Source organism: Curtobacterium sp. MCPF17_001, from assembly GCF_003234615.1.
In the GTDB taxonomy this organism is placed as follows: Bacteria; Actinomycetota; Actinomycetes; order Actinomycetales; family Microbacteriaceae; genus Curtobacterium.
The window spans coordinates 71,585-95,627 of sequence record NZ_QKSL01000015.1; the positions used below are offsets into that span (position 1 = coordinate 71,585).

Here is a 24,043-nt window from a genome sequence, read left to right on the forward strand (position 1 = left end):
CGAGGAGAACCCCATGAGCAGCAGTCCCGTCGAACGTCGGTTGCGTCGCCGCAGCGTGCACCGTTCCCGGTCCACGGCGGTGTCCGTGGCGTTGGTGGTGCTCGTGCTGGTCGCGGCGTGGATCGGCACCGAGTCGGTCCTCCGAGCGGTCGGGGCGGCGCCACTGCTGGCCGACCCGCAGACCGCGGTCGACGCCGCACTCCAGCCGGACCAGACCTTCGTCACCCTGATCGAGGTCATCGCCGCGGTGCTCGTCATCGCGGGTGTGGTCCTCGTCGTCCTGTCCCTGAAGCCCGGCCGCCAGCACCGCGCAGTGGTGCCGCACGACCGCGGCGCCGTGGTCATCGACTCGTCGATCATCGCGTCGACCGCCCGGAACGCCGCCGGCGTCGCCGCCGGCGTGCCCGACGCGCACACCACCGCGAGCGCCCGTGGTGCCCGCACCGAGGTGCACGTCGTCCCGATGTCCGGCATCCCGGTGGACTCGGCAGCCGTCGAGCGCGCCGTCGCCGAACACCTGGGCCGCCTGGACGACCGGTTCGGCCGCCAAGTCACCGTCCGTGTCAGCGAGAAGGGCGCACTGTCATGACCTCGAGCAACCGCACCCTGAACCGGATCATCCTGTTCGTGCTCGGACTCGTCGCCGTCGTCATCGGCCTGGCCATGGGCGCCGGAGTCCTGCCGGTCGTCCGTGATGCGCTGCAGCCGTCCCTGACGTTCCCCGATCGCGTGGAGGTCCCCGCGACGTCCCTGTGGATCGTCGCCGCGGCCTGCCTCGTCGTGGTCGTCCTCGCCCTCGTCTGGGTCGTCACACGCGGCCGTGGCGGCACCGCCGTCGCCGTCCGTGAAGCCCAGGGCGACGACGAGGTCACCGTCAACGTGGCCCTCGTCCGCGACGTCATCGACCACGAACTGGCCGGCGTGCACGACGTCGTCTCGTCGAAGGTCGACATGTACACGGTGCGCAAGCAGCGAGCCGCACGGCTCCGTGTCGCGGTCCGCCGCGGCGGGGACGCGGTCACGGTCCTCGACGCCGTCGACTCCGCGATCGCCACTCTCGACCGGACCCTCGGTCGTGAGGTGCCGATCCTGGTCCACCTCACCGGCGGCACGCGCTCGGCCCTCTCGAAGGCCAGGCGCGTCGTCTGACGGACGTGTCACGGGCCTCCCGGCCGCGGCACCACCAGCACCACCCTCACCACCAACCGCGGTCGAACGCTCGACCAGCTGACACGACGGGGCTCGCGCGCGTTCGAGCGCGATGCCCCGTCGTGCGCTCACGGCCCGCTCGATCCGAGGAGGAGAGCATGCAGAACGACACCCGAACCGACACGCTCGTGCAGCACGACCCGCACGCGTCCGCGCAGCGCACCCCCGTTGACCTGCCCGCGTCCCTGACCGCCCCGCTCCCCGAGGACGCCGCAGCCGTCACCGTCGCCGCCCGGACCGCAGCGGTCACGGCCCTCGGCGTCGACGGGGTCCACCACCTCGGCGGGCTCACCGAGCGTGCGGCCGACCAGGTCCGCAGCCGACTCGGACGCAGCGGCAGCGCGCTCGGCGTCCGCGTCGACGACTCCGACGACACGCTCGACGTCTCGGTCGCCGTCGTCGTCAGCTACCCGCACCCCGTGATGGAGGTCGCGGCCGAGGTCCGCATGAAGGTCCGTGCCGCCCTCGTCCAGCTCGCCGAACTGCCCGACCACGTCGAGGTCGGCGTCCGCGTCCTCGACGTGCACGGCCCGTTCGACGACGAGCCTCAGGAGCTCGACGAAGCCGTCGAGTCCGTGCGCGGCGCGGCGTCGGACGCGGCGGACGACGTGCGCCGTGTGGCCGAGACCGTGCGTGCCGACACGCATGAGGACACGGCTCCGGCCGACACCACAACCGCCCGACCGTGACGTCCTGGGCTGAGCGGCGGATCCGCCGTCAGGTGGCCGCCGCCCGGCGCAGGCCGCGCGGCGTCTGGCTCGCGATCGGCTCGTCAGATCGCGGGCGACGTCTGCCGGTCGTCTCCGGCCGCTGGTCTCGCTTCTCGGCCGACGCTGCCCGTCGGCGATTGTCCGCTGAGCGCATCACTGACTGTGTAGTGTGCCTAACTACTTTCCGGAGAGCAGAGTGGAGCGGTACATGCAGCACCTCGGAAGGACCGGTCAGATGCACTCGACGCCCGCGAGCACCTCATTCGTGGACGGGGACACCCCGACCGAAGCCATCGACATGACCGCTCTGTTCGCAGAGCAGTCGCGTGACGGTCTGCTCGACAGCATCTGATCGGCACCACTGGTCAGCAACTGACCGGTACCGCCCGTCCGGGAGCGTCGAACTCGACCGCTCCGCCGCCCCTCCGGGCGGCACACCTGCTCCACAACGGCACCTCACGGTGCCCGTCCTGAAAGGCACTCCCATGAGCTTCCTCGGCTTCATCCTGCTCGGCCTCATCGCCGGCGCCATCGCCAAGCTGATCCTCCCCGGTCGCCAGGGTGGCGGCTGGATCGCCACGCTCGTCCTCGGTGTCATCGGCGCCCTCATCGGCGGCTGGCTCGGCGGCCTCATCTTCAACGTGGGCTACGACGGCTTCTTCAGCATCCAGTCGTGGATCATCGCGATCGTCGGTGCGATCATCGTCCTCCTCATCTGGGGTGCGATCACCGGTCGTCGCGGCGCCCGCGCCTGACACCCTCCCCGGCGCTCGTCGCCGGACCGGAGAGCCCCGCACCGACCGGTGCGGGGCTCTTCGTCGTCGGTGGCGCGTCTGTCGGTGGTCCACGGCATGCTGGGAGTGCATGGACTCAGTCGAACAACCCCTGGTGCACGTCGACCGTCGCGGCATCGCCGTCGACGAAGCGGTCGCGTTCTACGAAGGTGTCTACTCGAGCCAGGACATCCACATCGGGGACGCTGCGTCCGAGGGGTTCTCGTGGCGGTACCGGGCGGTCGGGGACGACCACGTCACGGTCGGCACCTCGTCCGTCGCTGCCCGCCGCTGGGGGACGATCGACCCCGGTGACGACTACGTGCTGGCATGGGCCTCCGCGCCGGGGATCCTGCTCGACACCGGTTCATCCGACCCCGTCGAGATGCTGCCGGGCGTCCCGGTGATGTACCCGGCCGGGCGGGACTTCACGTTCCGCGCGGCACCGACCGTGCAGCACGTCATCCGCTTCGACCGGACGTTCCTGCAGTCCGTCGCCGCCGCGCGCCAGGGGGACCTGCCGGCACCGCTGCAGTTCGCACGCCACCCGGACCCCGCGGCACTCCGACAGCTCCGCGCGGTGGTGTCGGCGTCGGCCGCGGCGCTGTTCGACCCCACGACCGGTCGCGACCGACGCTCGGCACTCAACACGACCGTCGCAGAGGCCGTCGTCGGCACCTTCGACGCTCGTCCCGTCCCGCCGACGGGGCTGCTCAGTGCCGGACCGGCGACCATGCGGCTCGCGCAGGAGTGGATGGTGGCGAACGCCCGTCGGCCGATCACGATCACGGACGTCAGTGTCGCCGCCGGGGTCGCCGTGCGGTCCCTGCAGGCGTCGTTCCGTCGGCACACCGGAGCGTCCCCGATGCACTTCCTGCGCCAGGTCCGGCTGCACCGGGTACGCGCCGAGCTCAGCGCAGCCGACCCGGACACCGCCACCGTCGCGCAGATCGCCGTCGGCTGGGGCGTCGGGCACCTCGGCAGGTTCTCGGGCGCCTACGCGGCCACGTTCGGAGAGCCGCCGTCGGCGACGCTCCGCCGCCGTCGGAGCGTGTGACGGGCCTGCCGTCGGCTCAGCCCGCTCGGTCGGACCGTGCGTCGTCACCGCCGGCGCGCGGCCGCCGTCCGACCGGCCCGGAGCGCTGCCGGTGCGCGGACCGGACACCGTGTCCAGCGGGCGTACTCCACGGGCCGCGCGGCTTGGTCGGGCGGGGTGCGCGGGGGATGCTGTCCCTGCGCCTCCGAACCCTTCGGGTCGGGCGCACCAGCAGGAAGAGCGCACCGTGAACGAGCGCGTCCGACCCTCCCTCCACGAACTCCGGCTGCAGGCCGACGAATGGCACCGCCGCGGGCTCAGCCACCCCGACGAGATCGACGCGATGGTCTCCCGCCGCACGGCCGGGTCGACACCCGCCGAGCCCACCTACGCCGACTTCTTCACCGTCGTCTGACCGACCCTCGCACCGGCGTCCGACTGCGTGCGTAGGCTCGGCGACATGTCCGACTTCTCCGCAGACCAGGCCGCCGTCGTCCGCATCGAGCGCTCCGAAGAGGGTCGGTGGGACCTCACGCTCGTGAGCGACAGCGGTGTCGCGATCGGCCACGGCGTGCACCTGTTCGACCGGTCGCAGGACGACGGCGTCGACGAGCTCGCGGCCGCGCAGCAGTTCGTCGGGGGGTACGGCTGGCGCTTCGAGGGCGACGCCGTGCAGCAGGACGGCGCAGATGCGTTCTGGGCACCGCTGATCCGCACCTGAGCGGTCCTCTCCACGGTCCGGGTACAGCCCGGACATCCGCGTTCTGCGGATGAGATGATGGCTGCGTGCCACCGATCCACCACGACAACGGGTTCCGCAGACAGCGGTTCACGGACGCGGGCGGCTCGGACTACACGGCGATCTTCCGCTCCGAGTACTCCGGCCAGGACCTCCGGCGCGACACGACCGTCGCCACCGACACCTTCGCGGCCGAGGGCACACGGTACGAGTACTTCGTCATCGGTGACGACGACCTGACGCTCCGCACCATGAACGCCCGCGGTGGCCGTCGCGGTGGCGTCATCGGACCGCGCGACGACCACGTGGTGTTCTGGCTGCAGCGCGGTCGCCTCGAGATGCACTTCGCGGACCGGTCACGCGTGATCGAACCGGGCAGCCCGTACATCGCGTCCGCGTCCGAGGCGTACCGCTTCGCATCCGAGGAGACCGTCTACAACGGCGTGCACATCTCCGATGCCTTCCTCCGCAAGACCGCGGGGGAACTCGGGTACCCGATGCCCGACGGGCCGGTCCTGTTCGACCAGCAGGACGAGCGGGTCGCCCGTCACGAACCGCTCCGTCGGCTGCTCGGCGAGGTCAGTCCGACCCTGATGGACGACCGGGTCCGCGGCGCGATGCGGACGGCCCTGAACCGACGGCTCGCGACCGTCGTCCTCGACACCTTCCCGCTCCGGGACCGCGGTGACGACGTCCCGACCGCCAGTCACCTGCGGGACGCCATCGCCTTCGTCGAGGAGCACGCCCGAGACCGACCCTCGGTGCCCGCCATCGCCGCCGCCGCGGGCCTGAGCGAGCGCGGCCTGCAGGAGGTCTTCGCGCGCACGCTCGGCGTCACGCCGAACGGGTTCCTCCGCGACCAGCGGCTGGACGAGGTCCGGCGGGAGCTCCTCCGCGGAGCGTCACCGAACAGCGTCCTGGAGGTCGCACGCCGCTGGCGGTTCACGAACCCCAGCCGCTTCGCGACCGCCTACCGTGCCCGGTTCGGGGAGGGCCCTTCGGCGACGCTCCGGGCGGCCACCGCGCAGCGCCCCGACGGCCGGTCCTCGTGGCGCATCCGCCAGGCGGTGGGCTACATCGAGGCGCACCTCGACGACGGCTGCACGGTCGCCGACATCGCCGCGGCCGCCGGCTTGCGCCCCCGCCGGCTCCAGCAGCTCTTCAAGGAGGAACGGGGCACCACGCCGACCGCCTTCCTCCGCGACCTGCGCGCGCTCCGCCGGTCCGGCGACCGCTCCTGAGCAGCGCTCTCGGGTGTCGGTCGCGGGGTGACCGGCTCCGGACGGGAGGCTTGGATCACAGCCGTCACGTGCCTCCCGTTCGGCCGTCCGGCCGTCCGGCCGTCCGGCCGTTCGGCCGTCCGGCCGACCGCGACGTCCTGGGTCCGGGCTGCGTCCCCTGTCGGCCGGCCTTCCGCAGGCGCCTCGGGCCGTCAGCGATCGGTGACGAGCGCGACCATCTCGGCGACGACGGCGCGGAGGCGCGTGGCCAGGTCCGCCTGGTCCAGCACGGTGAAGCGGTGCGCGACCTCCGTGAGGGCCGACATCACCAGGGCGACGGCGGTCCGGGCGGTGTCCTCGTCGGTCCGCGTGGTGACGGCGGCGACGAGCGACTTCCGGGACTCGGCCATCCAGCGCATCACCATCGGCGTCATCTCCGGGCGGCGGACCAGCAGCTCCTTCGTGCGGGCGCGGTCCGCGGAGAGCGGGACGGTGTGGGCGACGAGGTCGCAGACGTCGTCGACGAGTGGCCCGTCAGCGGCGGCGAACCGGTCGCGGACGGAGTCGGGGACGTCGACGGTGTCGAGACCGATCGCGGCGTGGGCCTTCGACGAGAAGTAGTTGAAGAACGTGCGCGGGGAGACGTCGGCGTCGGCGCAGATCTGCTCGACGGTGACGCCGTCCAGGCCGTGGTCGGTGATGCGGGTGAGAGCCGCGTCGTGGATCGCCTGCCGGGTCTGCTGCTTCTTGCGTTCGCGGAGCGTGCAGGGCTCGGTGTTGCCGTCGACCGCAGGGCTGTCGTGTGCGGGTGCTGCCGTGGGGGACACGGGCGACCTCCGGTGGGGGAGAAGTGGGGCGGGCCGCCCGCGCTGCCGGTCGGGACCGGTGTGCGCGGGCGGCCCGGGTGGTCACCGACGCTGGGTCGGTGTGGATCCGGTCATCGGACCGGTGAAGGAGCCGGCTTCGGCCGCGGCCAGGCCGGCGTCGGCCTCGAGCTGTGCCTCGGCGGACATGTCCGCCTGCTCCTGCAGGGCCGAGCGCTGGCGCAGCGGCGGCACCTTGAAGAACCAGGTGAGCACGAACGCGAGCAGGATCACGCCGAGTCCGACCCAGTAGATCGTGACGGACGAGGCGTTGAAGCCGGCCATGAACGGGCGGGTCAGCCGGGAGTCGGCTCCGGTCAGGAACGAGGTGTCGTTCGTGGCCGAGGCGCTCGAGTCGCCGTTCGCGCCCTCGTCGATCTGCTTGACGAGGTCGGGGACGACCTGGTCGACCCAGTAGGTGCGCTGTCCGGCGTCGGTCCAGTCGACCGCGAGCCGTCCGTCGACGACGCTGGCGTGCGCCCGGTCGGCAGCCGTCGCGAGTGCGGTGGCCTCGGCCTGCGGGGTGGCGTCGGCGACCTGCTGGGCGATCACGGTGGGGGCGGCGGCCGCCGGGATCGTCCCGGCGGTGACCTGCGCCTGGACCGCGGCAGTGACCTGCTGGGTGACGGCCTGGTCGGCGGCCTGCTTCGCGGCGGTGGTGCCGCGGGCGAGCCCGGAGTCGATCTCGTCCTGGATCGGGTCGACGATCGGGTCCCAGATCTGGTCCATCACGCCCTGGTTGGCCTTCGCGCTGGCGACGGTCGGGTTGAGCGCCGCGTCGAGTGCGTCGGTCAGGTCGGCCTTGTTCGCGGTGGCGTGCACGATGTTGGCGGGCATCACCGAGAACAGGATCGAGAGGAGCACGGCGGTGCCGAGCGTGCCACCGATCTGGCGGAAGAAGGTCGCCGAGCTGGTCGCGACGCCCATGTCCTTGGCCTCGACGGAGCCCTGTGACGCGAGCGTCAGGGACTGCATGACCGAACCGAGTCCGAGACCGATGAGGAACATGCCGATCATCAGGAACCAGAGCGGCTTGTCGATCGTCATGAAGGTCAGGACGACGTAGCCGGCGGACACCAGCGCGGTGCCGATGACCGGGAAGATCCGGTAGCGGCCGACGCGGGCGACGATCTGACCCGAGGTGATCGAGGCGATCATCAGGCCGCCGACCAGGGGGAGCGTGGCGAAGCCGGACTCGGTCGGGCTGAGACCGACGACGATCTGCAGGTACAGCGGGATGGTCAGCATGGCGCCGAACATCGCGAAACCGACGAGGAAGCCGATGACGGTCGCCATCGAGAACGTGCCCGAGCGGAAGAGCTTCAGCGGGATGATCGCCGCGTCGCCCATCTTCGACTCGATGAGCAGCAGTGCGACGAGGCCGACGGCGCCGATGACGTAGCAGGCGAGTGCGGCGGGGGAGCCCCAGCCCCAGGTGCGGCCCTGTTCTGCGACGAGCAGCAGCGGGACGAGGGTGACGATGACCGAGGCCGCGCCCCACCAGTCGACGACCGGCTTGTCCCGCTTGTCGTGCACCTTGGGCAGGTGCAGGAACACGATCACCATGGCGAGCGCGGCGATGCCGATCGGCACGTTGATGAGGAGCACCCAGCGCCAGCCGGTGATGAAGAGGATCTCGGACGCGCCGGCGAGCAGGCCGCCGATGAGCGGGCCGATGACCGAGGAGATGCCGAAGACGGCGAGGAAGTAGCCCTGGTACTTGGCGCGCTCACGCGGGGCGAGGATGTCGCCCATGATCGCGAGCGGCAGCGACATCAGCGCGCCGGCCCCGATGCCCTGGACCGCGCGGAAGGCGGCGAGCATGAGCATCGACGTGGACATCGACGACAGCACGGCGCCGACGATGAAGACCACGATGCCGAAGATGTAGAGCGGCCGGCGGCCGAAGATGTCGGAGAGCTTGCCGTAGATCGGCGTCGCGATCGTCGAGGTGATCAGGTAGGCGGTGGTGACCCAGGCCTGCTGGTCGAGACCGTGCAGGTCGTCCCCGATGGTGCGGATCGCGGTGCCGAAGACCGTCTGTCCGAGGGAGGACAGGAACATGCCCGCCATCAGCCCGTAGATGACGAGCAGGATCTGACGGTGGGTCATCAGGGGTTGCTGACCGGGCGCACCGGGGGTGGCGGCGCTCCGGCCCGGCACCGGCGTCTGTGCGGTGGCTGTTGACAATGCGGGTCCTTCTGGTTCGACGTGCCGGACGGCGAGTGCGCCGTCGGGCGGAGGCGAGGCGGGTGCGGGGGCCACGGAGGGGCCGCTGCGCAACCTGAAACCTTGCAGGCTCCGCAACTTTACATCCGTTGCGTTCTGCAAGCAACTAGTTGGCGCGTCGTACGATGTCGCCGTGCCCGAGGACGACCGGAACGACGACGACCGAGCCGAGGCCGAGCGGCTGCTCCGGCGACAACTCGACCGGCTCTGGGTGCGGCAGACCCTGCGCACCGTGCTCATCGAGCAGTCCGGCGGCCTCGACCCGACCGCGCGGGTGATCCTCCGAGCCGTCGAGCGACTGGGGGAGGTCCGCTCGACCGCCGTCGCGGAACGCACCGGACTGTCGCGCCCGGTGGTCAGTCGGCGGATCGCGGGGCTCGTCGAGGCAGGGTACGTCCGCACCGCCCCGGACCCGGACGACGGCCGCGCGGCCCTGCTCGGCCTGGCGCCGGCCGGACGCGCCCTGCTGGACGGGCTCGACGCGCAGGGTGACGCCGTGTTCGACGACGTCACGAGCGTCTTCCGCGGCGACGAGTTGCGCGACTTCGCCCGGCTCCTCACCCGGTTCAACGACCGTGCCGCCGCGGTGCTCGGCGCTGGCGGCGAGGGCGAGGGTGGGGGCATCGGGGATGCGGGTACCGCGGGCACCGACACCGCGGACGGAGAACCGGCTCCGTAGCGGAGTCCCCCGGCTCAGGCCAGGCCGGCCAGGACCCGGTCGACGACCTCGGCCGGCCCGCCCTCGCCGTGCTGCGCCCACCAGGTCAGCGCCGCGTCCGCCGCCGCCGCGAAGACCGCGCAGCGCACCCGGACGTCGAGGTCGTCCTCGGACACCCCGTCCCGCCCGGCCACGAACGTGACCAGCGTCCGTTCGAGCTCGGTGACGAAGAAGGCCCCCTCCTGCGCGAGACTCGGGTTCGCCCGGATCACGCGGAGCCGTCGACGCGTCACCTCGACGGCGTCCTCCGGGAAGGTCGCCGCGATCCGGTACGAGGCGCGGAGGGCGGTCGCCGACGGCTCGTCGTCCGGTCGCTCGTCGAGGGCGTCCTCGAACCGTTCCCGGAAGGCGTCGAGGCCGCCCCACACCAGCGAGCCCTTGGTGGGGAAGAGCCGGAACAGGGAGCGTCGACTGATCCCGGCCTCGGACGCGACGTCGTCCATCGAGACGGCGTCGTACGTGCGCTCGTCGAACATCCGGAGCGCGACGAGGGACACCACGTCCGGGTCGATCGTGCGGGGACGGCCCGTGGTGCGGTCGCTCATGGCTCCCTTTCGGCACTGAGTGCTACAACTGTGGTGCGCAGGCAGCGCGACGCAAGGAGGAGACACCATGACCGACACCACCGCCGGACGGTTCGCCGGCTCGACCATCATCGTCACCGGAGCGGGATCCGGCATCGGACGCGCCACGGCCACCCGCATCGCGCAGGAGGGCGGCCGCGTCATCGCCACCGACGTCGTCGCCGACCGCCTCGATGCGCTCCGCACCGAACTCGCGGGCCTCGACGTCGAGACCGTGGTCGGGGACGTCGCCGCGAGCGACACCATCGACGCGCTCATCGCCGCCGCCGGTGACCGCATCGACGGGCTCGCGAACGTCGCCGGGATCATGGACGCCTTCCTGCCGCCGGACGAGGTCGACGACGCCACCTGGGAGCGTGTCTTCAGCGTCAACGTCACCGGCCCGATGCGCCTGACCCGCGCCGTGCTGCCGCTGATGATCGCGGCCGGCAAGGGCTCCGTCGTCAACGTCGCGTCCGAGGCAGCGCTCAAGGCCTCCGCCGCGGGCGCGGCCTACACGTCGTCCAAGCACGCCATCGCCGGGTACACGAAGAGCGTCGCGTTCTTCCACGGACCCCAGGGCATCCGCGCCAACGCGGTCGCTCCGGGTGCGGTCGCGACCAACATCGAGGCGCCGATGAAGAGCGAGTACGCGGCCCGCCGGGTCGGCCCGATCATGCAGACCACCATCCCGCCGGTCGCCCAGCCGGAGCAGCTCGCCGCCGCCATCACGTGGCTGCTCAGCGACGACTCCGCGAACGTCAACGGGGCCGTCCTGCCGAGCGACGGCGGCTGGTCCGTCGTCTGAACCGACCCCGTGACGGCCGGGAGGCACGTGGCGAGACCGCCCCGCGCCTCCCGTCTGTCTGGGGCCCGGGCCGAAAACGGGATACCGTTCCTCTATGAGCACCGAGAACACCACCCCCGCCGAAGCCGTCGACGAGGAGCCCGTGATCACCTTCGCCGACCTCGGGCTCAGCGAACCCGTCCTCAAGGCCGTCAAGGACATCGGGTACGAGACCCCCTCCGCCATCCAGGCGGCCACCATCCCGATCCTGCTCGAGGGCCGCGACGTCGTCGGCCTCGCCCAGACCGGTACCGGCAAGACGGCCGCCTTCGCGCTGCCCGTCCTGTCCCGCATGGAGTCCGGCGCGAAGCTGCCGCAGGCGCTCGTGCTGTCCCCGACCCGTGAGCTCGCGCTCCAGGTCTGCGAGGCGTTCGAGCAGTACGCCTCCCACATGAAGAACGTGCACGTCCTCCCCGTCTACGGCGGTCAGGCGTACGGCGTCCAACTCTCCGCCCTCCGTCGCGGCGTCGACGTCGTCGTGGGCACGCCCGGTCGCATCATGGACCACATCGCGAAGGGCACGCTCGACCTGTCCGAGCTGAAGTACCTGGTGCTCGACGAGGCCGACGAGATGCTCAAGATGGGCTTCGCCGAGGACGTCGAGACGATCCTCGCCGAGACGCCGGACACCAAGCAGGTCGCGCTGTTCTCGGCCACGATGCCCGCGCAGATCCGACGCATCTCGAAGCAGTACCTGAACGACCCCGCCGAGATCACGGTGAAGGCCAAGACCACCACCTCGGCGAACACGACGCAGCGCTACCTCGTCGTGTCGTACCCGCAGAAGGTCGACGCACTCACCCGCATCCTCGAGGTCGAGGACTTCGAGGGCATGATCATCTTCGTCCGCACCAAGAGCGAGACCGAGACCCTGGCCGAGAAGCTCCGGGCCCGCGGGTACGCCGCCGCCGCCATCAGCGGTGACGTCGCTCAGGCCCAGCGCGAGCGGACCGTCAACCAGCTGAAGTCCGGCAAGCTCGACATCCTGGTCGCCACCGACGTCGCCGCCCGCGGCCTCGACGTCGACCGGATCACGCACGTGGTGAACTTCGACATCCCGATCGACACCGAGTCCTACGTGCACCGCATCGGTCGCACCGGGCGTGCCGGCCGTTCGGGTGCCGCGATCAGCTTCGTGACCCCGCGCGAGCGTCGCCTGCTCACCGCGATCGAGAAGGCCACCCGTCAGCCGCTCACGCAGATGCAGCTGCCGAGCGTCGAGGACGTCAACTCCACGCGTCTGACCCGCTTCGACGACGCCATCACCGCGGCGCTCGAGCAGCAGACCCGCGTCAGCGCGTTCCGCGACATCATCGCCCACTACGTCGAACACCACGACGTGCCGGAGTCCGACGTCGCCGCGGCGCTCGCCGTCGTCGCGCAGGGCGACACCCCGCTGCTCCTCGACCCGGCCGACGACCGTGCCCGCCAGCAGATCGAGCGCGACGAGCGCCGCAGCCGTGACGACCGCCCCGCGCGGGACGGCGACCGCGAGCGTGACGGTGGTGACCGTCGTCGTCGTTCGGTGCCGATGACCGCCTACCGCATCGAGGTCGGCCGTCGCCACCGCGTCGAGCCGCGCCAGATCGTCGGCGCACTCGCGAACGAGGGCGGGCTGCGTCGCGACGACTTCGGTGCGATCCAGATCCGCCCGGACTTCTCGGTCGTCGAGCTGCCGTCGGACATGGGCTCGGACGTCCTCGACCGTCTGCGCGACACCCGGATCAGCGGCAAGCTCATCGAGATCCAGCCGGACCGTCGTGGCAGCATCCGTCGCGACAGCGGCACGCGTCGTGACGGCGCCCCCTACGGCGACCGGGGCTCGCGAGACGACCGCGGCGGCTACGGCGACACCCGCAAGCCGCGGCAGACCCGCGACGACCGCGACTGAGACGGTCGCGCGCTGATGCGCGCATCCGCCTGACGGGAGGCCCGACACCAGCTGGTGGCGGGCCTCCCGTCATGTCTGTGGAGAACCTGGTCCGTCGGCTCTGCGAGCCGGTATGGTGGACGACGTCAGAGCCTCCGGGGGATCTTCTGCGCGGGGGTGCAGGTACGAAGAGAATGAGGGGTTCACCATGTCGCGTGTGCTTTCGACCGAACAGGCGAAGACCGCCATCCGTCAGATCCAGTCCATCGTGAACGGTGGGTTCACGGACCAGATCTCGCAGCTCGACGCCCAGGGGCGCATCCTGTCCGACTCGAACGTGTGGGACGGCCCGCTGGCGTCGAACTTCCGTGGGTCGACCTGGCCCGAGACGAAGGCTGCGCTGGACAAGGCGAAGACCGAACTCGAGCAGCTCCGCACGCAGCTCGACAAGATCTCGCAGGACATCTTCACCGCGGGTGGCGGCGCGTAAGCAGCTGCTCGGACAGCGCCCGGGCCGTCGACCAGTTCGACGGGCCGGGCTGCTGTCGTCTGCAGGGGTCGTGTCACGTGCACGACCAGCACCACCACGACCAGCACCACCAGCACGATCAGCACGATCAGGACGACGACCGGGGGACGGCACATGAGCGACTTGCACGGGGCAGCACCACTCGAGTTCGACAACGCGACGGCCGACGCGCTCATCGCGGAGCTGACGTCCACCGCCGATGCGATCGAGGGTCAGTCCGCCAGCCGCTCGTCGTACGTCACCACCGCGGCGACGGACTTCCGGGGACACTTCGCCGACCTCTTCGGTCAGAACGCCACGACCGCCGCGACCGACGCCACCCGGCTCACCGGGACCCTCCGCGACGTCGCGGGCTGGGTCCGGATCCTGAAGACCGCGGCGGAGCAGGAGAACGCCCGACGCAAGCGTGCTCGCGACTGGCAGAAGGAACACGACGAACGCAACCTGCTCGAGGTCGGCCACGACTGGCTGTTCGGTGAGGACAAGCCGCCGTCGGAGGCCCCGGAGCCCGAGCCGGTGTTCCAGGCGAGCACCCCACCCGCCGGCACGCGTCAGACGCCCACTCCGGGTTCCGGTGGCGGCGGGAGCGGCGGGACGTCCTCCGCCCGGCCGGCCGACCTCCGCTCCTTCGCCACGGGGTCGTCCGACCTCAACGGGCAGCTGACGGGCCGCGGTTCGGCGCTCCGTGGCAAACTCGACGACTTCGCCAGCCGCTGCAAGTGGGGGTCGATCAGCGCGCACGGGGTCGCCACCGCGATCGACGGCTGGTTGACCGCCAACGACGCCGACGTGACGTGGGCGAACACCGTCGCGGCGGCGTTCGAGGCAGCGGGCGGCAGCGGTTCGGTGTCGACGGTGTCCGACGTCGCCCTCGCGGCCGCGCTGCAGGGGGCCGGGGTCTCCGCCGAGCGGTCCGGCCTGACGATCGAACCCCCGCAGGCCTTCGGTGCGCCGCCCACGACGGGCTACTCCCTGGACCCGGTCAACACCGCGACCGGCAACTTCCTCGAGTCGGAACTCGACCTCGGCTTCACCGGGGCGTCCGAGCAGCTCCGGCTCACCCGCATGTACAACTCGCTCGACGACCGCGTCGGGGTGTTCGGCCGCGGATGGGCCTCCGTCCTCGAGACCGGTCTGGCCGTCGACGACGAGGGTGCGACCCTGACCCAGGCCGACGGCCGGGTGCTCCGGTTCCCGCGGGACGGCGAGGGCTGGCACCGCGCCGTCGGTGAGTACGTCCGACTCACGCACGAAGGCGATCAGCTCGTCGTCCGCGACTCCGACGGTGGATGGTGGGCGTTCTCCCCGTCCGGCACCTGGCTCGCCGCCGGCACCGGTCCTGGTACGACGGTCCGGGTCGAGCGGAGCGCCGACGGCACCGTCTCCCGTCTCGCGAACGAGCGCGGACGCTGGATCGACGTCGAGTCGCTGGACGGTCGGATCGTCGTGGCCCGCGGCTCGGACGGCCGCCGGGTCGAGTACCAGTACGACGACGCCGGACAGCTCACGCACGTGCACGCCCCGACGGGCACCCGCACCTACGAGTGGGACGACGACGGCCTGGTCGTCGCGGTCGTCGACGAACACGGCGTGGTGGAGGCCCGCAACACCTACGACGACCGCCGCCGCGTCGTCGAGCAGGTCACCCCGCACGGCCGCACCGTGCGCTTCGCCTACCTGCCCGGACGCGTCACCGTGGTCTCCGACCCGGACGGCTCCCGGTCGAACACGTGGATCGCGGACGCGAAGGGCCGACTCGTGGGGGTCGTGGACACCGACGACGCCCGCCAGTCGATGCACTACGACGCACGCGGTCGCCTGGTCTCGGTCACGGACCGCGACGGCTCGGTCACCGTCCACGCCATCGACGACCGCGGCCGCCGGACCCGGACGGTCACGCCGTCGGGTGCGGACATCACCTACGGGTACGACGACCAGGACCGCGTGACCACCGTCGTCACCGAGACCGGGTCCGTCGTGACCTACGAGTACACCGGTGACGACCGTGATCCGTCGGTCGTCGTCGACCCCGAGGGCGGGCGCAGCGAACTCACCTGGGAACGCGGACTGCTCCGGCGCGCGGTCGACCCCACGGGTGTCGCCGTCGAGCTCGAACACGACGAGCACGGCGAACTCGTTGCGACCCGGAACGCCCTCGGCGACGTCCTGCGCGTCGAGCGAGACGCCGCCGGACGACCGACCGCGGTGACCACCCCCTCCGGTGCCCGCACCGAGTACCGGTTCGACGCGGCCGGACGCCTGACCTCCCGTCGCGACGCCGACGGCGCCGAGTGGACCTTCGAACACGAGGGCTCCCGGATCGTCGCCGTGACCGACCCCACCGGTGCCCGCACGGCCTACGGGTACGGGGTGAACGGTGAAGCCGAGCGCACCACCGACCCGCTCGGACGCACCATCACCCGCACGTTCGACGACCTCGGCAACGTCGCCGCGCTCGAACTGCCCGACGGCGGTCGCTGGAGCTTCGTGCACGACCCGCTGTCCCGGCTGCGCGAGACCGTCGACCCGGACGGCAACGTCTGGCGACGCGACCACGACCGGAACGGTGCACTCACCGGGATCACCGACCCCACGGGCGTCAGCGTGGAGGGCACCACCGACGTCGCCACGGGCATCGCGACGTTGCGGGACGCCTTCGGCACCACGACGGTCCGCCACGACGCGTACGGCCGACCGGTCGAGACCACCGGCGACGACGGCGGCGCTGAACTGGTCACCTACGACCGCTGCGGTCGGCCTGTCGAACTGGTCGACGGCGAGGGCGGTCTGACCCGACTCGAGCGCGACCTGGCCGGCCGGGTGACCGCCGTCGTCAGCCCCACCGGCGCCCGGACGACCTACGAGTACGACGCCTGCGGTCGACCGTCCGCCAGCACCGACCCGCTCGGTGGACGGACCGAGCTCGGGTACGACGCCGACGGGCGCATCGTCACCAGGACCCTGCCGACCGGTGACGTCGAACGCACCACCTACGACGCCGTCGGACGGGTGACCACGCGGATCACCCCCGGCGCCGGCACGGCCCGCTACCGCTGGGACGGCGCCGGCCGACTGGTCGGCGTCCAGGACGTCCGATCCGGGCAGCGCCGGTTCCGCTACGACGCCGCCGGGCAGCTCGTCGAGGCGGTCAACGGACTCGGAGGCGTGACCCGGTTCACACACGACCTCCGCGGTCGGGTGACGAGCGTCACCGACCCGCTCGGTGGCGTGACGACCTACCGGTACGACGGCGCCGACCGGGTCGTCGCCGTGACCGATCCGCTCGGCCGTGAGACCGCGGCCACGTACGACGCCGCCGGCCGCCAGACCGGGCAGACCGACCCCGACGGGCACACCACCACGTGGTCCTTCGACTCCTCGGGGCGACAGCACACCGTCGCGGTCGACGGCCGCACCGTGTCCGAGGTCCGCTTCGACCGTGCCGCCCGCACCGTCGTGGTCACCGACCACAGCGGTGGAGACGGCCGCGCCTTCGACCACGAACTCCAGCACGACGGCCGGGGACTGCTCGTCCGACGCAGCCGCGGTGACCGGTCCGTCACGTGGGAGTACGACGCCGACGGCAACCGCACGGCCCGCACCGAGCCCGACGGCACGCGCACCACCTACCGTCGCGACGCTGCCGGCCGGCTCGTCGGCGTGGAGCGGGTGGGCCTCCCGCTCGTCTCGTTCGTCCTCGACCCCGCCGGACGCCCCGTCCAGGCCGCGGTCGGCGACGTCGTGCACGCCTGGAGCTGGGAGAACGGCCGACTGGTCGCCCACACCACCACGACCACCGACGGCGTCGACACCACCCGGATCGAGCACGACGCCGACGACCGCATCCGTGCCGTGGTGCAGGGCGGGGCGACGACGTCGTACGTGCACGACGACGCCGGACAGCTCATCCGTGCCGAGCACGCCGACGGCATCGCCACCGCATGGGAGTACGACCCCGCCGGCCGCCTCGTCGCCGAGCGGCTGGCGGACCGCCTGCTGCGCCACGAGCACGACGCCGCCGGCACGCTCCTCGCGAGCACCGACGATGCGACGGGCGAACGCGTCGAGTACGTCTCCGACGGGCTCGGTCGCCGCGTCCGTCGCACGGCCACCGACGGTACGACCACGGAGTACGCCTGGGATGACCTCGGCTACCTGGCCGCCGTCGTCGACCGCGACGCTGCGTACGCCGAGACCGGTGCGCACCGACTCCGCGTCGACGTCCTCGGCGAACCGCTCGAGGTCGACGGTGCCGAGACGTGGTGGGACAGCGCGTCCCCGACCCCGTCGCTGCTGTCGATCGGCGGCCTGCACGTCCTCGGCCTCCCGGGCGGCATCACCGCGCTCGGCAACGACTGGGCGCAGCCCACCTGGCGGGCTGCGCGCGCGACCGACACGACGGACCCGTGGGGTGTGCTCAGCGCGGCCACGGGCCTCCAGGCCGCACCCGCGTTGCCGACCGGCGTCGACCTGACCGCCACCGGCGGACTCGCCGTCGCGGGGCTGGAGTGGCTCGGCGCCCGCGTGTACGACCCGTCAGCCCGCGGGTTCCTGTCGGTCGACCCGCTGCAGCCCGTCATCGGTACCGCCTGGTCCGGCAACCCCTACGCCTACGCGGGGAACGACCCGCTGCACGCTGTCGACCCGCTCGGGCTCCGACCGGCGACGGACGCCGACCTGCAGGCGTACAAGGACGAGCACGGCAGCCACTGGGAGTACGTCGTGGCCGGAGCTGCCGGTGGGTTAGGGGTGATCCTCGGTGTGGGACTGCTCATGACCGGCATCGGTGGCCCGGCCGGTATCGCCCTGATGGCCGCCTCTGGAGGGCTCGTGAGCGGTGCGCTGTCCACGGCTTCACAGAAGGCCCAGCACGGGTCGGTCGACTGGGGCAAGGTCGGTCTCGACACGGCGGTCGGTGCGGTCACCGGCGCGCTAGGCGGCGGTGCCGCGATGTTCGGCAAGGCAGCCATGGCCGCGGCACCGGCAGGTCGAGCAGCTGGAGCAGCTGCCGTCAACGCGGCCGTCAATGGTGGGGTCGGAGCCCTAGGAGGCGCAGGAACCTACCTCGCCGAGCACGGCGGCAAAGTGGAGAACTGGTGGGAGCTTGCCGGTGCCACGGTCGGCGGCGGGCTAGCCGCCGGCGCGAGCGGATTGGCGGGACCCGCTGGTGGAACGATCGCGGCGAGATTCGGACACGACGTGACGGGGCACGTTGCGAACGCCAGCGCTCTGGCCATCACTGGGGTGTCCTCGTCCGTCGGCGAAGCTGCCAAGGAGATCATCTCAGGCGACGACCTGAACCCGTCGAAGATAGCGACGAGTGGTGTCTCCGGGACAGCGCTCTCGGCTGCATTCGCCAAGTGGACGCCGAGCATGCACGGCGTCGACACGCTCGCGCAAGTGCCGTTGTTCCACCCGGGGACGCTCAAGGGAGCGTTGAACCCGATGCGAACCAACACGCGTGCCCTGTGGGGGAGCGCAGGCCTGGGTGCGACTACCGGTGGTGGGTTCGACATGCTGAGCAATGCCCTGACGGGTGGAGATTGATCTTGATGCCGGGCAGCAGAACTGCGAGGCGACCGTTGAAGGACCACGCGCTGGTGTGGCGGGTCACGACGCTGGTGTTCGTCGTCATTGTGGCTACCTGGTTGACCGTTTGGATCGCTCAAGTCCCGGTGGCCAAAGCAGCGGCGGCAGGGGCGATCGGGTTGGCCTACGGGTTCTTGTTGGGCTTCCTCGAACCTCGTCAGGCTCTGATACGAGCGATCATCCCCTTCACGATCCCCGCTGGCTTCATCGTCTTGGTCGGAATCGGCGGTGTCTTCCGCGCATCATCGATGATGTGGCTCCTGACGGCGGCGGTTGCCGTCGAGTACGGCAGATCTGCACGTGGCCGACTCCGCCGAACATCGAGCGATCCGAGCGGCGAAGCGTAGGTGTCGTGTCGTGTCGTGTCGTGTCGTGACCGCGACGTGACAAAGTGTGGTAGCTGCAAGTACATCGGGCGATGAGCAAAGCGAGCGGTGTTCGGCAGTCAGCGCACCTTCATACGCTGCATGTCGCAGTCAGGCCGGAAGGGACTGTACCCAGCGGGTCAAACCGCGGAGTTCCTCATCGTGCAGGATGAGTGGGGGCGGCGTGTCCATAGCAGCCGGAAGCATCAGCAGAGTTTCGGCCGGCACCTGAGTCGTCCACTGCTCCGCTGCTGACGACGGACCAGCGGCCTCCGGCCAGCACAAGAACATCAGTGGTGAGCTCGACGATTCGGCGATTCCCTGCTGCTTCCGCAGGACACGATCGAGATCTGAGACCCGGAACTGCGCACTCAACTGAACAGTACGGACGACGACGGAACGAACCAAGCGTCGTCGTCGACCGACGGCGAGTGGTGCCCACTCAGCTCGGGCAGACGTGCCGAGCCATGGCGCAACTTCGGTCAGCGCCCACGCGGGCGGCTCTGGGCTCTTGATCTGCCGGAGACGATCGAACACCGCTTCAGCATAGGCGTCTGCCCCGGTTGATCGAACTGGTCTGGAGAGGGGAGACCGCTGTCGGCGGGATCAGCGGCGCCCCGGTTGCGGCGGGGATGGAGGTTCAGGCCGCGCCGTAGCGCGGGCCGCCACTGCCGCTTCAGCGTCACGTATGGCCAGCGCGGCAGCAGTCGCAGACAAGGCGCTGGCGCGGACAGCGACTCTCGGGCTCAACGTGTCGGCCAGCGTCGGTGGCGTCACGGGCATCGTCACCGACACCGCGCACCACACTCTCCAGAACAGTGGGTACTACCCGCAATGACGCAGACGAAGCGCTGGCGTGGACAGCGACAGCATCCGGTGAACGTGATCGCGGCGGCGTGCCTGCTGGTCGTGGGTATCGGTGTCCCAGTCGGTGTCGCGGGCGGGCACGCCGCTCTTCTCGCCCCCTACCTGGCGGTGGGTTTCGTCGCCGGACTCGTCGGGCAGGGAGTGTGTTCGCACTGCTCCGACCCGTGACGGCGTCGTTGCTCCTCGTCGTGGGGATCTTCGGCGCGATGATCCTCTTCACCCGTGTCCTCGACGGGTGGGATGCGGCTCTGCTGCCGTGGATCACGTGCAGTTTTGCCGGGGCGGTCTTCGGCGCGCATCTGCGGTGGATGCTCGAACGTCGCCGCGTCTGACCTGAGGTCAGCGGGGGAGCGTGTGCACCCACTCGCGGAACGAGTTCAGTGCTGGTCCCAGCAGCTGCACCGTCGGCGGCGTCTCCAGCGGATCGACGAGCAGGGTCAGGCTCTCCGCGGGAGCATCGTGGAGCCAACGCCCGGCGGGTGAGTCGTCAGCGGCGTCGTCCGGCCACATCAGGAAGGCGATCGGCGGCTGGTTGACGTTCTCGGCGGTGTTGAGGTCGTGGTCGACGAGCTGCTGGACCTCACGCACCGCGAACACCGGTGTGACCGTGCCGTCGAAGAGCATGACGCCCGGGATGGTCTTGCCCTTGCGGCCGATCGGCAGCGGGACGCACTGCGCCGTGACGCCGTCCGACTGCCAGGGCGCCAGCGTGCTGAGATCGACCGGTTCCGCGTCACGTCGTGCTCGTCCGAACATGGGGTGAGTCTAGGCTCGCGGTGTGCGGGGGCGGCTGGAACGACTGGCGGACGCGGTCGACGCGATCGTGCCGCTCGTGCGGGAGGTCGACGACGTCGGCGGCCGCAACGCCGAGCGCTTCCAGGCGGCCGCGGACCGGTTGCGGAACGTCCCACTCGGACGAGCGGATCGGAACGCGGTCCTCCGTGATCTCGAGGCCCTGCTCGGGGCCGGGTCCGGACGGCTCTCCGACCGCTACATGGTGCACGACGACGGCCGACCCGACCTCGAGCGGTCGCGGACGTTCACCGAGCTGGTCGCGCGGATCCGCTCGCAGGCCTGGTGGCTCCGGCACCTGCCGTTCTGACCGCCGTCGTGCACATCGTCGAGCAGCACCTCCGGCGTCCCCAGATCGGGGCGTCGTGCTGACAGGTGCCGCCCCGCTGCGGTAGACAAGACAGCACGCCGGAGTCGACCCGAACGACGCCGAGCGGACGGTGCCGCCCGTGGACCCTGGATCCGCCGATGACACCGTTGCCACACCCGTGCCGGCAACCGCGTGCACGGGGCTTCGGGGATCAGGAGGGGACGCCGTGCACCGCAGGGACGGTTCAACAGGGGTGCGCCGATGACGGCGTTGGACATCGGCCGACGCGACCGTCGTCGACTGACCGTCGGCACGCCCCGCCGCCGACTCCTGGCGGTCCGGACCGTCGCCGTGCTCGCCGCGGTGTCCGGCCTGAACTACGTCGGATGGCGCTGGGTCGCCTCGGTGAACTGGCACTCGTGGTGGATCGCCGTGCCGTTGATCCTGGCCGAGACGTACAGCGTGATCGACTCGGTGCTGTTCGCGTTCGGGGCGTGGAAGCTCCGCGAGCGCGGGGAACCACCGACGAAGCCGAGCACCGACGTGACGGTCGACGTCTTCATCACCACCTACAACGAACCGATCGACCTGGTGATGCGCACCGCCCGGGCCGCGAAGGCGATCACGCACCCCCACACGACGTGGATCCTCGACGACGGCAACCGCCCCGAGATGCGTGCCGCTGCCGAGGCCGAGGGGCTCGGGGTGATCACCCGCGGCAAGGACTGGGTCGACCGTCCGCGGCACGCCAAGGCCGGCAACCTCAACAACGCCCTGCTCGCGACGCAGGGGGAGTTCCTGCTCATCCTCGACGCGGACCAGGTACCGGAACCATCGATCCTCGACCGCACCCTCGGGTACTTCAAGGACGAGCGGATGGCCCTCGTGCAGACCCCGCAGTGGTTCGAGAACGTCCCCGACTCGGACCCGCTCGGCAGCCAGGCACCCCTGTTCTACGGGCCGATCCAGCAGTCGAAGGACGGCTGGAACGCCGCGTTCTTCTGCGGGTCGAACGCGATCCTCCGGCGCGAGGCCCTGATGCAGCTCGGGATCACGCGGTACGTGCGCGAGGTCGAGACCAGTGTCCAGCGGACCATCAAGACCGCGAAGAAGCTCCTCGGTCGCTCCCGCGAGACCGAGACGGACGAGCGCGTCCTCGTCGCCCTCGACGACGCAGAGGCGGTCGTCGACCGTGCCCGTGAGGATGTCGAGGCCGGCGAACCGCTGGGCGACGTGACCTACCGGTTCCAGCGCGGCATCGACGCGATCGCGTTCCGGTTCGCCGCCGCCGACCTGGAGTCGGTGCGCGCCGACCTGCAGGAACTCGCGGCGATGTCGACCGACGCGAACACCTTCGCCGGTCTCGACGACGCCGCGCTCGACGTCCTCGGACAGCGGGGTGCGTCCCCGGTGGCCGCGATCGAGTCGATCGCGGTGCTCGCCCGTGCCCTCGACGTGGACCGTGACGACGAGGCGCAGGCGATCATGCCGCTGGCCACGATCTCCGTGACCGAGGACATGGCCACCGCGATGCGCCTGCACGGCCTCGGCTGGCGGTCCGCGTACCACGACGAGATCCTGGCCAAGGGGCTCGCGCCGGAGGACCTCGAGACCATGCTCGTCCAGCGACTCCGCTGGGCGCAGGGCACCATGCAGGTCTTCTTCCGCGAGAACCCCCTGGTGCAGAAGGGACTGTCGTTCGGGCAGCGCCTGATGTACTTCTCGACGATGTGGAGCTACCTGTCCGGCTTCGCCGCCGTGGTCTACATCGCCGCCCCGGTGCTCTGCCTGTCGTTCGGCGTCGTGCCGGTCCAGGCCTACAGCTCCGACTTCTTCGCACGGCTCATCCCGTTCCTGGTGCTCAACCAGCTGCTGTTCTGGGTGGTCGCCGCAGGCAGACCGACCTGGCGCGGACAGCAGTACTCGCTGGCGCTGTTCCCGGTGTGGATCGAGTCCGTCACGAGCGCGTTCGAGAACGTGTTCCGCGGCCGGCCGCTCGGCTTCCGCGTGACGCCGAAGGTCCGCGACGCCACCGACGCGAAGCCGCGCTGGGACCTGGTGAAGCCGCAGCTCATCGCGATGGGGGCGCTCGCCGCCGCCCTGGTGATGATCGGCATCCGGTACCTGACCGGGCAGGCGGAGGGCATCGCGCCCCTGGTCAACACGGCCTGGGTCGTCTTCGACCTGTTCATCTTCAGCATCGTGATCCGGGCGGTCCGGTACCGCGGGCCCGCGGCCCCGGTACCCCTGGAGCACGAGTCCACGACGGTCGGAGGACCCCTGTGAGCACGCACGCGAGCATCGACGTCCCCGCGGTCCCGGCGTCGCTCGACACCGTGCAGGACACGTTCGCCGCCTGGTGGGACGGCCAGGGCATCGACGACCCCACGATGCGGTTCCGGCTGGAGACCGCCCTGGTGGAGGTCGCGGCGAACGTGATCGAGCACACCCGTCGGTCGGACACGCAGGAGGGCCGTCGGTTCGTCCTCGACCTGACTACTCGGGACACCGAGCTCGTCGCCGTCCTGTCGGACAACGGCATGCCCGCGGACATCGACCTCAGCGCCGTGACGATGGCCGACCCGGAGGACGAGGGCGGCCGCGGGCTGGCGCTGGCGATCGCGGCGCTCGACCGCCTCGACCACCACCACGAGGGTGGGCGGAACGTCTGGGTGCTGGTGTGCGCCCGCTGAGGCAGCTCGGGACGCGGGTCGTCGCCCTCCTGGTCGTCCTCGGCGTGCTCCTGTTCGGCGGAGCCCTGCCGGCGACCGCCGCCCCGGCCACCCCGACCGCCACCCCGACCGCCACCCCGAC

The 24,043-nt window shown here is 71.1% G+C and carries 22 protein-coding genes; 18 read left to right on the top strand and 4 right to left on the bottom strand.

Annotated features, from left to right (window positions below; genetic code table 11):
• Nucleotides 1-13: 13 nt before the first annotated feature.
• The 8 genes from DEJ24_RS13665 (at nucleotide 14) to DEJ24_RS13695 (ending at nucleotide 5,708) form a co-directional block, all read left to right on the top strand.
• Nucleotides 14-589, top strand: a complete 576-nt coding sequence (locus DEJ24_RS13665) for a DUF6286 domain-containing protein (protein WP_111079096.1) — start codon at nucleotides 14-16, stop codon at nucleotides 587-589.
• Complete coding sequence (locus tag DEJ24_RS13670) at nucleotides 586-1,149, top strand: hypothetical protein (protein ID WP_111079097.1); 564 nt, start codon at nucleotides 586-588, stop codon at nucleotides 1,147-1,149. Before DEJ24_RS13665 ends, DEJ24_RS13670 begins: the two co-directional genes overlap by 4 nt.
• Nucleotides 1,150-1,307: 158 nt before the next feature.
• Nucleotides 1,308-1,898: an Asp23/Gls24 family envelope stress response protein gene (locus DEJ24_RS13675; protein WP_111079098.1), complete on the top strand. Its 591-nt coding sequence runs from the start codon at nucleotides 1,308-1,310 to the stop codon at nucleotides 1,896-1,898.
• A gap of 506 nt (nucleotides 1,899-2,404) precedes the next feature.
• A complete protein-coding gene (locus tag DEJ24_RS13680) occupies nucleotides 2,405-2,674 on the top strand; it encodes a GlsB/YeaQ/YmgE family stress response membrane protein (RefSeq protein ID WP_111075805.1) in 270 nt (89 codons plus the stop codon).
• Between the two features lie 109 nt (nucleotides 2,675-2,783).
• Nucleotides 2,784-3,749 (top strand): helix-turn-helix domain-containing protein, encoded by a 966-nt coding sequence (locus DEJ24_RS13685; protein WP_111079099.1) that lies wholly within the window; start codon nucleotides 2,784-2,786, stop codon nucleotides 3,747-3,749.
• Nucleotides 3,750-3,975: 226 nt separating this feature from the next.
• Nucleotides 3,976-4,143, top strand: a complete 168-nt coding sequence (locus DEJ24_RS16980) for a hypothetical protein (protein WP_181432932.1) — start codon at nucleotides 3,976-3,978, stop codon at nucleotides 4,141-4,143.
• A 45-nt stretch (nucleotides 4,144-4,188) separates the two neighbouring features.
• Nucleotides 4,189-4,449, top strand: a complete 261-nt coding sequence (locus DEJ24_RS13690) for a hypothetical protein (RefSeq protein ID WP_111079100.1) — start codon at nucleotides 4,189-4,191, stop codon at nucleotides 4,447-4,449.
• A 65-nt stretch (nucleotides 4,450-4,514) separates the two neighbouring features.
• Entirely contained in the window at nucleotides 4,515-5,708 is a 1,194-nt protein-coding gene (locus DEJ24_RS13695) for an AraC family transcriptional regulator (protein WP_111079101.1), read from the top strand.
• Nucleotides 5,709-5,899: 191 nt separating this feature from the next.
• Here the strand turns inward: DEJ24_RS13695 and DEJ24_RS13700 are convergent, their stop codons facing one another.
• Together DEJ24_RS13700 and DEJ24_RS13705 are read right to left on the bottom strand one after the other, a co-directional pair.
• Nucleotides 5,900-6,514: a TetR/AcrR family transcriptional regulator gene (locus DEJ24_RS13700; protein ID WP_111079102.1), complete on the bottom strand. Its 615-nt coding sequence runs from the start codon at nucleotides 6,512-6,514 to the stop codon at nucleotides 5,900-5,902.
• 81 nt (nucleotides 6,515-6,595) lie between these two features.
• Nucleotides 6,596-8,662, bottom strand: a complete 2,067-nt coding sequence (locus DEJ24_RS13705) for an MDR family MFS transporter (protein WP_111079103.1) — start codon at nucleotides 8,660-8,662, stop codon at nucleotides 6,596-6,598.
• Nucleotides 8,663-8,912: 250 nt separating this feature from the next.
• On the opposite strand from DEJ24_RS13705, the gene DEJ24_RS13710 reads away from it, so the two are divergent.
• Nucleotides 8,913-9,458 (top strand): MarR family winged helix-turn-helix transcriptional regulator, encoded by a 546-nt coding sequence (locus DEJ24_RS13710; protein WP_181432933.1) that lies wholly within the window; start codon nucleotides 8,913-8,915, stop codon nucleotides 9,456-9,458.
• A 14-nt stretch (nucleotides 9,459-9,472) separates the two neighbouring features.
• On the opposite strand, the gene DEJ24_RS13715 is transcribed toward DEJ24_RS13710, so the two are convergent.
• Nucleotides 9,473-10,042 carry a TetR/AcrR family transcriptional regulator gene (locus DEJ24_RS13715; protein ID WP_258374649.1) on the bottom strand — a complete coding sequence of 190 codons (570 nt, stop codon included), beginning with the start codon at nucleotides 10,040-10,042 and terminating at the stop codon, nucleotides 9,473-9,475.
• 67 nt (nucleotides 10,043-10,109) lie between these two features.
• Between DEJ24_RS13715 and DEJ24_RS13720 the strand changes: the two genes are divergently transcribed.
• The 6 genes from DEJ24_RS13720 (at nucleotide 10,110) to DEJ24_RS16655 (ending at nucleotide 20,459) form a co-directional block, all read left to right on the top strand.
• Complete coding sequence (locus DEJ24_RS13720) at nucleotides 10,110-10,868, top strand: SDR family NAD(P)-dependent oxidoreductase (protein ID WP_111079106.1); 759 nt, start codon at nucleotides 10,110-10,112, stop codon at nucleotides 10,866-10,868.
• A gap of 94 nt (nucleotides 10,869-10,962) precedes the next feature.
• The gene (locus tag DEJ24_RS13725) at nucleotides 10,963-12,798 is read left to right on the top strand and encodes a DEAD/DEAH box helicase (RefSeq protein ID WP_111079107.1); all 1,836 of its coding nucleotides are present in this window, start codon (nucleotides 10,963-10,965) and stop codon (nucleotides 12,796-12,798) included.
• Between the two features lie 187 nt (nucleotides 12,799-12,985).
• Nucleotides 12,986-13,267: a pyrophosphorylase gene (locus DEJ24_RS13730; protein ID WP_110824133.1), complete on the top strand. Its 282-nt coding sequence runs from the start codon at nucleotides 12,986-12,988 to the stop codon at nucleotides 13,265-13,267.
• 153 nt (nucleotides 13,268-13,420) lie between these two features.
• The gene (locus DEJ24_RS13735) at nucleotides 13,421-18,853 is read left to right on the top strand and encodes a DUF6531 domain-containing protein (protein ID WP_111079108.1); all 5,433 of its coding nucleotides are present in this window, start codon (nucleotides 13,421-13,423) and stop codon (nucleotides 18,851-18,853) included.
• 35 nt (nucleotides 18,854-18,888) lie between these two features.
• Nucleotides 18,889-19,242, top strand: a complete 354-nt coding sequence (locus DEJ24_RS13740; RefSeq protein WP_146242620.1) for a hypothetical protein — start codon at nucleotides 18,889-18,891, stop codon at nucleotides 19,240-19,242.
• 1,028 nt (nucleotides 19,243-20,270) lie between these two features.
• Nucleotides 20,271-20,459 (top strand): hypothetical protein, encoded by a 189-nt coding sequence (locus DEJ24_RS16655; RefSeq protein ID WP_111237868.1) that lies wholly within the window; start codon nucleotides 20,271-20,273, stop codon nucleotides 20,457-20,459.
• Nucleotides 20,460-20,466: 7 nt separating this feature from the next.
• On the opposite strand, the gene DEJ24_RS13745 is transcribed toward DEJ24_RS16655, so the two are convergent.
• Nucleotides 20,467-20,883, bottom strand: coding sequence for a hypothetical protein (locus tag DEJ24_RS13745; protein WP_111079110.1), 417 nt, complete (start codon nucleotides 20,881-20,883; stop codon nucleotides 20,467-20,469).
• A 22-nt stretch (nucleotides 20,884-20,905) separates the two neighbouring features.
• Between DEJ24_RS13745 and DEJ24_RS13750 the strand changes: the two genes are divergently transcribed.
• The 3 genes from DEJ24_RS13750 to DEJ24_RS13760 all read left to right on the top strand — a co-directional run bounded on the left by DEJ24_RS13750 (nucleotide 20,906) and on the right by DEJ24_RS13760 (nucleotide 23,922).
• A complete protein-coding gene (locus tag DEJ24_RS13750; RefSeq protein ID WP_111079111.1) occupies nucleotides 20,906-21,229 on the top strand; it encodes a hypothetical protein in 324 nt (107 codons plus the stop codon).
• A 261-nt stretch (nucleotides 21,230-21,490) separates the two neighbouring features.
• The gene (locus DEJ24_RS13755) at nucleotides 21,491-23,515 is read left to right on the top strand and encodes a glycosyltransferase (RefSeq protein ID WP_111079112.1); all 2,025 of its coding nucleotides are present in this window, start codon (nucleotides 21,491-21,493) and stop codon (nucleotides 23,513-23,515) included.
• Nucleotides 23,512-23,922: an ATP-binding protein gene (locus tag DEJ24_RS13760; protein WP_111079113.1), complete on the top strand. Its 411-nt coding sequence runs from the start codon at nucleotides 23,512-23,514 to the stop codon at nucleotides 23,920-23,922. Before DEJ24_RS13755 ends, DEJ24_RS13760 begins: the two co-directional genes overlap by 4 nt.
• Nucleotides 23,923-24,043: the final 121 nt, after the last annotated feature.

Coding starts and splice junctions, on each gene's coding strand:
- DEJ24_RS13665 (WP_111079096.1), top strand. CDS start 14: ATGAGCAGCAGTCCCGTCGAACGTCGGTTGCGTCGCCGCAGCGTGCAC.
- DEJ24_RS13670 (WP_111079097.1), top strand. CDS start 586: ATGACCTCGAGCAACCGCACCCTGAACCGGATCATCCTGTTCGTGCTC.
- DEJ24_RS13675 (WP_111079098.1), top strand. CDS start 1,308: ATGCAGAACGACACCCGAACCGACACGCTCGTGCAGCACGACCCGCAC.
- DEJ24_RS13680 (WP_111075805.1), top strand. CDS start 2,405: ATGAGCTTCCTCGGCTTCATCCTGCTCGGCCTCATCGCCGGCGCCATC.
- DEJ24_RS13685 (WP_111079099.1), top strand. CDS start 2,784: ATGGACTCAGTCGAACAACCCCTGGTGCACGTCGACCGTCGCGGCATC.
- DEJ24_RS13690 (WP_111079100.1), top strand. CDS start 4,189: ATGTCCGACTTCTCCGCAGACCAGGCCGCCGTCGTCCGCATCGAGCGC.
- DEJ24_RS13705 (WP_111079103.1), bottom strand. CDS start 8,662: ATGACCCACCGTCAGATCCTGCTCGTCATCTACGGGCTGATGGCGGGC.
- DEJ24_RS13715 (WP_258374649.1), bottom strand. CDS start 10,042: ATGAGCGACCGCACCACGGGCCGTCCCCGCACGATCGACCCGGACGTG.
- DEJ24_RS13720 (WP_111079106.1), top strand. CDS start 10,110: ATGACCGACACCACCGCCGGACGGTTCGCCGGCTCGACCATCATCGTC.
- DEJ24_RS13725 (WP_111079107.1), top strand. CDS start 10,963: ATGAGCACCGAGAACACCACCCCCGCCGAAGCCGTCGACGAGGAGCCC.
- DEJ24_RS13730 (WP_110824133.1), top strand. CDS start 12,986: ATGTCGCGTGTGCTTTCGACCGAACAGGCGAAGACCGCCATCCGTCAG.
- DEJ24_RS13735 (WP_111079108.1), top strand. CDS start 13,421: ATGAGCGACTTGCACGGGGCAGCACCACTCGAGTTCGACAACGCGACG.
- DEJ24_RS13745 (WP_111079110.1), bottom strand. CDS start 20,883: ATGTTCGGACGAGCACGACGTGACGCGGAACCGGTCGATCTCAGCACG.
- DEJ24_RS13755 (WP_111079112.1), top strand. CDS start 21,491: ATGACGGCGTTGGACATCGGCCGACGCGACCGTCGTCGACTGACCGTC.